The 8,957-nt window shown below is 68.2% G+C and carries 6 protein-coding genes; 1 reads left to right on the top strand and 5 read right to left on the bottom strand.

The window, feature by feature from the left end; genetic code table 11:
- The first annotated feature begins 1,153 nt into the window (after nucleotides 1-1,153).
- Nucleotides 1,154-3,211, top strand: a complete 2,058-nt coding sequence (locus ACWDSJ_RS23515) for a BTAD domain-containing putative transcriptional regulator (RefSeq protein WP_387356085.1) — start codon at nucleotides 1,154-1,156, stop codon at nucleotides 3,209-3,211.
- A 43-nt stretch (nucleotides 3,212-3,254) separates the two neighbouring features.
- On the opposite strand, the gene ACWDSJ_RS23510 is transcribed toward ACWDSJ_RS23515, so the two are convergent.
- From ACWDSJ_RS23510 to ACWDSJ_RS23490, 5 genes are read right to left on the bottom strand one after another with little or no spacing between them, the layout of a single operon-like run.
- A complete protein-coding gene (locus ACWDSJ_RS23510) occupies nucleotides 3,255-4,331 on the bottom strand; it encodes an LLM class flavin-dependent oxidoreductase (protein WP_387356083.1) in 1,077 nt (358 codons plus the stop codon).
- 59 nt (nucleotides 4,332-4,390) lie between these two features.
- Nucleotides 4,391-5,842, bottom strand: a complete 1,452-nt coding sequence (locus ACWDSJ_RS23505; RefSeq protein ID WP_450034256.1) for an aldehyde dehydrogenase family protein — start codon at nucleotides 5,840-5,842, stop codon at nucleotides 4,391-4,393.
- Between the two features lie 7 nt (nucleotides 5,843-5,849).
- Nucleotides 5,850-6,767, bottom strand: a complete 918-nt coding sequence (locus ACWDSJ_RS23500) for a hypothetical protein (protein WP_450034254.1) — start codon at nucleotides 6,765-6,767, stop codon at nucleotides 5,850-5,852.
- Nucleotides 6,764-7,948, bottom strand: a complete 1,185-nt coding sequence (locus ACWDSJ_RS23495) for a LuxE/PaaK family acyltransferase (protein WP_450034252.1) — start codon at nucleotides 7,946-7,948, stop codon at nucleotides 6,764-6,766. The genes ACWDSJ_RS23500 and ACWDSJ_RS23495 overlap by 4 nt, the downstream gene beginning before the upstream one ends.
- A 4-nt stretch (nucleotides 7,949-7,952) precedes the next feature.
- Nucleotides 7,953-8,954 carry an aldo/keto reductase gene (locus ACWDSJ_RS23490; protein ID WP_450034251.1) on the bottom strand — a complete coding sequence of 334 codons (1,002 nt, stop codon included), beginning with the start codon at nucleotides 8,952-8,954 and terminating at the stop codon, nucleotides 7,953-7,955.
- Nucleotides 8,955-8,957: the final 3 nt, after the last annotated feature.

Below are 8,957 nucleotides of genomic sequence, written 5' to 3'. Positions count from 1 at the left end.
GACGTTCGCGACCCGTGGAGTCGGGCACGCTCATCGTCGCGGAGGCGCGTGGCGAGGCGCGGTCACGTCCCTGACACACCACGCGATCGGTCGGCGCTGGTCAGAAGGCGGATGCGGGCACCGATGCCACTGCGCTACGGCAGCGCCCGACGGTCCCGCGGCCGTCGCTCCCCGTTGTTGTCGGTGCCCCGCAGTATCTTCGGAGGCACGGTTCGAACTCATCGCTCGTCGACTTCCCGACAGTGATCCGGAAGCACGGCGACGATTGTCGGGCCGAATATTTTCAGGAACTGAGCGTACGGACCCGACAAGGGTCGACAACTGAAATACGTTCCAAGGTTTCCTCCACTTTCGCATCGTGCAAGCATCAATTGTCATGCCCGAATCGAGTGCGCGATCAACCGACCCCAGGATATTTTCCGCAAACGAGAAGAAGGGAGCAGGCATTGCCGAAAAAGACCGGAAATACCGTTCCACCGGCGGACCGGAAATCCGGATTCGACATCACCGCCCGCACGAGAATCGGACGATTCGATGAACAGCGGTGTTCGCTTTCCGGTCGGAACGCCGCCGTCCCCGACCGCGGGTCTCCGCAACCCGCGCGTCGAGTCCGTGCAACACGCCGACCCTTCCGATCGGATCCTTACCACACAGTGTTCGGGTGGATTCACACTGTTCGGGCGGGTCGATGGCCCTGCCGCCCGGCCATGTCCGGTCTTGACAACAGTCGATCGCCGGGGTTCTCCGATTCCCGATCGATGCCCGTGCTGTTCCCGTATCGACCCTCGCCGCGCAGGTCGAGACGTGGCACTAGCAGTAGTTGTAACGTCATGTCCGAAGTAAGGTTTCTGGCATCCGTCTGTCATATCGACATCGCTTTTCCCGACGCGTCGACATAGTCGCTAACAGTCGATCCTTTTTGATCTTGCACGCCCCTAGCTCCGCTGGTATGTTTCCGGTCATGGTCGATTCTGGGGGTGAGTACGCCAAGAGGTGATCGGCTGGGATGCGCGGTAACGCGGTTGGACTCGCCGATATGAATGGTCGTCGCCGAGACCGACGGCTGTGCGAATTCGCTATCTCTACGGCGTCATTTTCGGAAGTACGCCAAACGTTTTGGCCACCGCTATTCCTTCTTTCACCGGGGGTGTCAATGATCAACGAACAGAACGATTTGGGTGCGGTCGTCCGGCGCGGCCGTCGTCGCGTCGGGCTGACGCAGCACGAGGTCGCCTCGCGTGCCCACATCAGCGTGGGCGGCCTGCGCGATATCGAACAGAACCGGGTGACCCGCCCGAGGAGCAGCACCCTGCGCCGACTGGCCGTGGCGCTGGAGCTGTCGCCGGCCGAGGTCGAGGAGTTGGTGCAACTGGGTCAACAGGGTTCGGTCCTCGCCAGCGACCTCCGCCTGCAGGTGATCGGCCCGCTCGAGGTGTGGGTCGACGGCGCCCGGATCGAACTGAACTCCGATCGGCAGCGCACACTGCTCAGCCTGTTCGTGCTCAATCCCGGTGCGACCGTGAGCGTCAGCGCGCTCGCCGACGCGATGAGCGACGGGAAGGGCGCGCCGGCGATGATCGATATGGTCCGCACCCAGGTGTCGCGACTGCGGCGCCGGCTACAGTCCAAGACCGACGGACCCAGCGTATTGGTGGCCACCCCGGGCGGTTACACCCTGCGCGTCGAGACCAATCAGCTCGACATCCTCGCCTTCCGCAAACTCGCCGACAACGCCCGGCGCGACCGGGACGCCGGACGGCTCGACACCGCGGTGGCCCAATATCGGCAGGCGATCGGATTGTGGCGCGGCACACCGCTTTCCGATCTGCCGGAACTGCAGCAGCACGCCGCGTTGGTGGAGATCAACCGCGAGATCGAGGCGGTGCTGCTCGAATACGCGGAGACCGCCGCCGAGGCCGGGCGACACAGCGAACTGCTGGTGCCATTGCGGCGCTTCGTCGACGCCAATCCGCTGCACGAGATCGCGCACGCCCGGCTGATGACCGCTCTGGCCAACGCCGGGCAACGCGCCGAGGCGCTGCGGCTGTTCGAGACGCTGCGCACGCGGCTGGCCGACGAACTCGGCATCGATCCCGACCGGGAGGTGTCCGACGCCTACCTCGCGATCCTGTGCAACGAGACCGATCATTCGCGGACCGGCGGCGCCGCGACTCCCATTCCGACCCAATTGCCCGCGGATATCCCGTGTTTCGCGGGCCGCGACCATCACCTGGCCCATCTGGACTCCTTGATCGAGGCCGGACCGCCGGACATCAGCCCGGTGATCGCGCTGCAGGGGCTGGCCGGAGTGGGTAAGACGGCCCTGGCCACGCACTGGGCGCATCGGGCGGCGGGGCGCTTCGCGGACGGGCATCTCTACGCCGATCTCGGCGCCGACGGCGCGCGCGACCCGAACGACATTCTGGGCGGATTCCTCATCGCCCTGGGTGTGCCGCCGCTGTCGATTCCGCGCGGGCTCACCGATCGGGTCGGCCTCTACCGCAGCATGCTCTCCGAACGCCAGATGCTGATCGTGCTCGACGATGCCCGGCACGCACAACAGGTGCGGCCGCTGCTGCCCGGCTCGCCGGGGTGCGCGGTCCTGGTGACCTCCCGGTATCAGATGCGCGGCCTGATCACCGCGGCCGGGGCGCACTCGATGGTGCTGGATGTCATGTCGGAGAACGAAGCTCGCATCCTGCTGCATCGCCGGATCGGATCGAGCCGGGCGATGGCCGAGGCCGAGGCCGCGGAGACGATCATCCAGCGCTGTGGCGGGCTGCCGCTGGCGTTGTCGTTGATCGCGACACGGGCGGTGATCAATGTGCGCCTGTCGCTCACCGCGATCGCCGAGCAACTGGCCGAGCACGCGCATCCGCTCGATGTGCTGGTCAGCGACGAGGACACCACCGATCTGCGGACCGCGTTCGCGTCGACCTGCGACGCGCTGAGCCGGGAGGCCGTGCAGCTGCTCACCCGGCTCGGGGGCACGACCGACCGCCGGTACGAGATCGGCACGGTCAGTAGGGAATTCGCGTTGCCAGCGGATCGGGTGGCGGCGTGGTTCGACGAGTTGGCGCGGGTGTACTTCGTCGCCGAGACGATGCCCGGCCGCTACCAGATGCACCCGCTCGTACACGCCTACGCCGCCGAACTGGCCGCCGACCGCCGCACCGAGCGCGCGGAACTGCTGCCCGCCCAGGCGTCGTGAGACGGCGGCTGGCCGGGGTCTGCGCGCCCCGGCCAGCGGCGGTTCAGCTCTTCAGGCCGCCGGAGACCTTGCTGAGCACCTCGGTGGCGAAGCGTTCGATGTTCTCCCCCACCAGCTTTCGATCGCCCGCGCCCTCGAAGCCGAGCACGATGTGAGCGGGGTTGGCGATGTCGATCAGTTCCTCCAGCCGCTCCACGCAGTGTTCGGCGGGACCGACCGGGTTCTTGTCCATCCACTCACCGAGCAGCTTCTCTCGCGCCGCTCGTCCCTCGAGCACGCGCTGCTCGAGCTGACGCAGGTGGTAGCCGTAGTTCGGCAGCTTGCGCAGATCCTCCACTTGCAAGCGAACCTTGTTGACCTCGTCGGCCCACCAGATCAGGTCCGACATCAGCTGCTTCTTGGCCTCTTCGGCGGTGTCGGCGAGGAAGCTGACGCACGTCAGCATGTGACCGATCGTCGAGACGTCGTGACCGAACGCCTCGGCGGTCTCGTTGTACAGCTCGAGCCGCGAACGGATCTCCTCGTCCTCGACGGTGGTGACAATGAGCAGCGGCAGACCCTGTTCGGCGGCCCACTGCACCGTCGACGGCGACTCACCGCCCACGTAGACCGGCGGGTGGGGAGTGGTGTACGGCTTGGGGAAGACAGGCACCGGGTCGAATCGGTACTGCGGGCCCTTGCCGCCGACCTCTTCCTGGGTCCAGGCGCCCCTCATGATGTCGACGCATTCGTGCAGCATGGCGTGCGTCTGGGACGGGTCGACATCGAAGACCTTGTAGTCGCGGGCGCAGCAGCCGCGGCCCAGACCGAGATGGAAACGCCCGCCGGAGATCTGATCGAGCAGGGCCGTGCTCTCGGCGAGCCGCACCGGATGCATGAACGGCTGAACCAGGACCGCGGTGCCGACGTGCAGGTCGGTGGTGCGGCCGAGGATGTGCGACGCCAGGGTGATGGTGTCGGGGCAGATGCCGTACGGGGTGAAGTGGTGTTCCAACAGCCAGGCACTGTGAAAACCGTTGCGTTCGGCCAGTTCCGCGTGTTCGAGGGTGGTCAGCAGCACCTCACGCTCGGACATGTACGGCGGATGTGCGGTGGTGAGCAGGACGCCCCAATCGGGCATGACGTTCTCCTAGGTTCGGCTGGTTCGGTGGGATCGGACGGCCGTACGCGGCGCCGGCATCAGAACGCCAGATCCTTGTAGCGGCGATGCTCGAGGAAGTCGGTCTGATCGACCTCGAGGACCATGCCCTTGGGGCGCACCCGGGCCGGCGCCTCGGTGGAGGCGAACCGGACCAGACGCTGGAGGGGCCGCAATCCGTCGTGCGCGCCGCCGACCCGGAAGAAGTTCGACAGCCCGAGATCGACGAAGCGCGAAACACCCCGGCGCGCGAGCGCGTCGCGGTGCTCGGTGACGTTGTCCCACGGCGCGCAGGCCACCGTCTGCACGGACGGATCGGCGTAGGCGTAGGACTCCCGCAGGTCCCGCACCGGGTGCACGATCAGGGTGCGGCCCAGGGGCGCCGCCGTGCGGGCCGCGGGCGGGGCGACGATGACCGCCGCGCGCCCGGCGGCGAAACGCACTGTGCCGTCCTCGAATTGGACGTGCAGGCGGGCCAGGTTGAGTTGCGCGGAGTCGTCGACGTCCAAAGCCCTTGGCGGCAGCAGTTTCTCGTAGCGTTCGAGGGCGGGGGCCAGTTCGGCGAGGAACCGGTCCAGGACCGTCTCCTCGACGTAGGCGCGTTGGGTGGAGAAGCAGGCGGCCTGGTCGTAGCGGCTGACGTCGTGGGCCGCGCCGAGGGCGGCGGCCTTCAGGTCGGCGTCCGCGCCCACCAGGGCGAAGCTCCACTTCGGACCGAAGGGCAGGAAGGCGGCCTCGGGCGCGGTGTGTTCGTGCGCCCACTCCAGCGCCGCCCCGCCGCCCCATGCGCAGACGGCGTCGGCGGAGCGCACCAGATCGGTGCCGCGGGGGTCGCCCTCGGGCCAGTACACGACGTTGATCGCCCGCGCCACGGGGTGATCGGGGGCCACGTCGAGAATGCTCAACGCCAGCGACATCGCGGTCACCGGATCGCCCGAGGCGACCTTGGCGACCGACACGTTCTTCGTGATCAGCGCGCGGACCAGGGACAGGATGTTCGACGACGGCACATTGCCGGGCATGATGTGCACAACCAGCCCGCGCGGGAAGGCACGCACCGTGGCCTCGTCGCTGTGCACCCATTCGTCGAGCACGAACTGGCTGCCCAGTTCCAACTCGACCAGGTCGTGCATGCGACTGTGCGAGCACAGGATCGCGGCGATCCAGTCGGCCTCGGCCTCGGCGGCCTGTTCTGAGTAGCCCATGATGGCGCGCAGCCGGGTGATGTAGAGGCGGCGCAACGTGTATTCGTCGCTGCGCCAATTCTTTCCGACGCGGTGCAGGATCGCGGTGATCTCCGACAGCGGGACGTCGGTGAGCAGATGCCGGTCCACGGCGGCCAACCTCTGGGCGAGTTCGTCGTCGAAGACGGGGAGCACGACCTCGCAGTGGTCGCCGACGCGGATCCGTTGCCGTTCGCGGCCGGAGACGCGCTTGCCGTCCACGACGAACGGCACTGTGATTGCGGTGGTGGGTGTTTCGGTGGTGGTCATCGCGCGCTCACCCGGCCCGGCCGGCCATCTCGGGGCCCGCTTGTTCGGCGACGGCGCGGTCGCGCTCGCCGGTGCGGGTCTGTAGCAGCTCCTCGAAACCGGGGAAGGTCACCTCGAATTCGGGCGGGCCGTCGTGACCGGGGGTGGGTCCGGCGATGTAGCGCGTCAACTCCTCGAGGACGAGTTTCACCGCGGCCGGGTTCTTGGCGATGTCGTGACCGTTGAACGGCAGCTCGACCAGGATGCGGGGGGCGTTGTCGCGGGTGGCGGTGAACGCCTGTCGGCAGTCGTCGATGTCGACCCAGGTGTCGCCGGTGGCGACGCAGTTGACCACGGGCACCGAGATCTCGGCGAGGCGCGCGGTGATGAGTTCGGGCGTCAGGCCGCCGCCGGGTTGCATGGCCTGCCAGAGCCGGGTCGGCTCGACGTCGTGACCGTCGACGTGCACGAGGGGCGGCAGTTCGGCCCGGCTGTAGACCGAATAGTCCTCGCCGCAGGCGACTTTCAGGGTGCGGACGCCGTTCACCACCCCCGACAGACCGACGATGCGGTCGATGCCCGGATCCTCGACGGCGATCTTGTACGCGGCCGCGGCGGCGATGCTCAATACCACCAGCCGCACCTCGTGGACCCGTTCGGTCCGGCGCGCCAGATCGATGACCGCGCGGAAGCTCTCGTCGAGGTCCTCGAGATTGAAGTCGACGATCTCGCCGTCGCTGAGGCCGAGGTGGTTGACCGAGTCGAACCGGTAGACCGTGCAGCCGTTGCGCACCAAGCACAGCGCGATCGCGCCGGCGGAGCGCATGGTGCGCGCGTAGCCCGCGCTGATCACGACCACGGGGCCGCCCGGGTCACCGGATGTGCTTCGCCACACAGCGACTCGGCGGCCGTCGGAGATGTGGACATCGAGTCGTTCCGTGATCATCGCTCAGATCCCTGTTCTCGTGCCGGGCGCATGGTCGCCAACGTCTCCGCGCAGCCCTGATGGGTCGCGCCGCGCAGCCGTCGCTGCCAGACCAGCCGCGAACCCGCTCTGCCGCAGTCGCAATCGCCCTCCTCGACCACGCCGACGTCGTCGGAGATGACGAAGCACGGGTAGCTGCGGGCGCTGGCGTCGGAGTAGCAGAGCACGCCGGGGGTGCCCGGCGGCTGCGGCGCGAAGGTCACCGGATCGCGGGTGACGGCGTGCACCCACGGGGGTATGTGTTTGTGATGGTGGCGGCATTCGGGGAAGACGCTGTTCACCTCGACCTGGTTGAACACGTCGCGCACCTGGGTCTCGTCGGCCAGTCCGAACGCCGTACAGGCGTTGGCGCGGAAGCGTTCCGGGGAGACGCTGCGGGCGAGTTCCCGTTTCCAGCCGCCGCCGGTGAACACGGTCAGGGTGGTGCCGCCCGCGATGTCGATGCCGTGTCCGGTCACGTACTCCATGAGGTCGGCGACCAGGAACGGGGCGCCGACGAGCAGGACGTGCTCGTGGTCGGTGACCGCCCGGCGCAGCTCCGCGGCCGCCTCGGCGAGGCGAAACTCGTTGCCGGACACGTAATATCGCATCGGCGCGAGCTGCTCGAGCAGGCCCATGACGTAGGCGAACCACACCTGCCCGGCCTCGAACCGGGGGGGACCGAGGTTCAGGATGACGCCGGTCTCGTCGTCCAGGCCGCCGACGATGTCACTGAGGACCGGACCGTCCGGGCGCAGCGATCCGCAGAACCGTTGCAGGGTGACATCGTCGCGATGCACCACGCTGCGCACCCCGGAGGTGCCGGAACTGGTGAAGCTGTGCACGATCTCGGCGGCGTCGACACTACGCACCGGATGGCGTTTGAACAGCGAGACCGGCAGGTGCGGAATGCGGGACAGGTCGCCGTCGAGATCGGCGGCCGCGGCGACGCCCGCCCGTTCGGCGAACCGCCGGTAGGGCGGGCAGTTGCCCAGGTGCCAGTCGAACGCCTCGCTCACCAGCTGGTGCCGCAGCCGGGTCACGGCGGCGGAATCCATGTCGAGCCAGGCATGCTCGCCGAAGATCACCTCGTCGATCGCGGCGACCGCGGCCAGCCTGCGGGTCTGGGTCGGCGCGGTGCCCGCATTCGCCACCCCTGTCATCGCCTCACGCGTCCGTCCGGGTCTCGGCGCGGGTGGTGCGCGGGACGGCGAAGGAGTGTCGTTCACCGGACCAGGCCGTGCGGGCCAGCTCGGATTCGATCTCGGCGAGGTCGGCCGCCGACAGCTCGATCTCGACCGCCGCCGCGTTCTCCGCGATCCGCTTCGGTTTGGTGGTGCCGGGGATCGGCACGACATCGTCGCCCTGATGCAACAGCCATGCCAGCGCCAGCTGTCCCGGGGTGATCCCGCGGGCGGCGGCCAGCTCGCGCAGCCGCTCGAGCCGAGAGGTGTTGCGGGCCAGATGTTCTCCGTGGAAGCGTTGATCGGGCAGCCGGTCGTCGTCGGGGCCGAGCGCGTCGAGGTTCAGGCCGCCGGTGAGGAAGCCGCGGCCCAGCGGGCTGAACGCCACCACGCCGATGCCGAGTTTGCGGGCGAGCGGGACGATGTCGTCCTCGATCTCCCGCCAGGACAGCGACCACTCGAATTGCACAGCGCTGATCGGGTGCACGGCCGCGGCCCGTTCCAGCTCCGCCGCTTGCATTTCCGACAGGCCCAGATAGCGGACCTTGCCCGCGGCGACGAGTTCGGCCATGGTGCCGACGCTGTCCTCCACCGGGACCGTCGGGTCGACGCGGTGCAGGTAGTACAGGTCGATGTGATCGACGCCGAGCCGGGCGAGGGAGGCGTCGCAGTAGCGGCGGATGTCGTCGGGGCGGGCGCACAGGCGCGCGTCCTCACCCGGATTGTCGCGCACGATACCGAATTTCGTGGCCAGCACGGCCTCGTCGCGGCGCCCCGCGAGGGCCTTGCCGACGAGGCGTTCATTGTTGCCCGCGCCGTAGCTCATCGACGTATCGATCAGGGTGACGCCGAGATCGAGTGCGCCGCGCAGGGTGGCGATGCTGGTGGCGTCGTCGGCGGGACCGTAGTCCTGCGACATGCCCATGCAGCCCAGGCCGATCGCGGAGACCGACAGCCCTTGGGTTCCGAGATTCCGAGTCTTCATCGC

This window comes from Nocardia sp. NPDC003482 (genome assembly GCF_053588115.1).
Note: the sequence above shows the minus strand (reverse complement) of the source record. Positions and strands in the feature narration are given on the sequence as shown.

Excerpts from the sequence above, each read along its gene's own strand:
- ACWDSJ_RS23515 (WP_387356085.1), top strand. The coding sequence starts at position 1,154 with ATGATCAACGAACAGAACGATTTGGGTGCGGTCGTCCGGCGCGGCCGT.
- ACWDSJ_RS23510 (WP_387356083.1), bottom strand. The coding sequence starts at position 4,331 with ATGCCCGATTGGGGCGTCCTGCTCACCACCGCACATCCGCCGTACATG.
- ACWDSJ_RS23505 (WP_450034256.1), bottom strand. The coding sequence starts at position 5,842 with ATGACCACCACCGAAACACCCACCACCGCAATCACAGTGCCGTTCGTC.
- ACWDSJ_RS23500 (WP_450034254.1), bottom strand. The coding sequence starts at position 6,767 with ATGATCACGGAACGACTCGATGTCCACATCTCCGACGGCCGCCGAGTC.
- ACWDSJ_RS23495 (WP_450034252.1), bottom strand. The coding sequence starts at position 7,948 with ATGACAGGGGTGGCGAATGCGGGCACCGCGCCGACCCAGACCCGCAGG.
- ACWDSJ_RS23490 (WP_450034251.1), bottom strand. The coding sequence starts at position 8,954 with ATGAAGACTCGGAATCTCGGAACCCAAGGGCTGTCGGTCTCCGCGATC.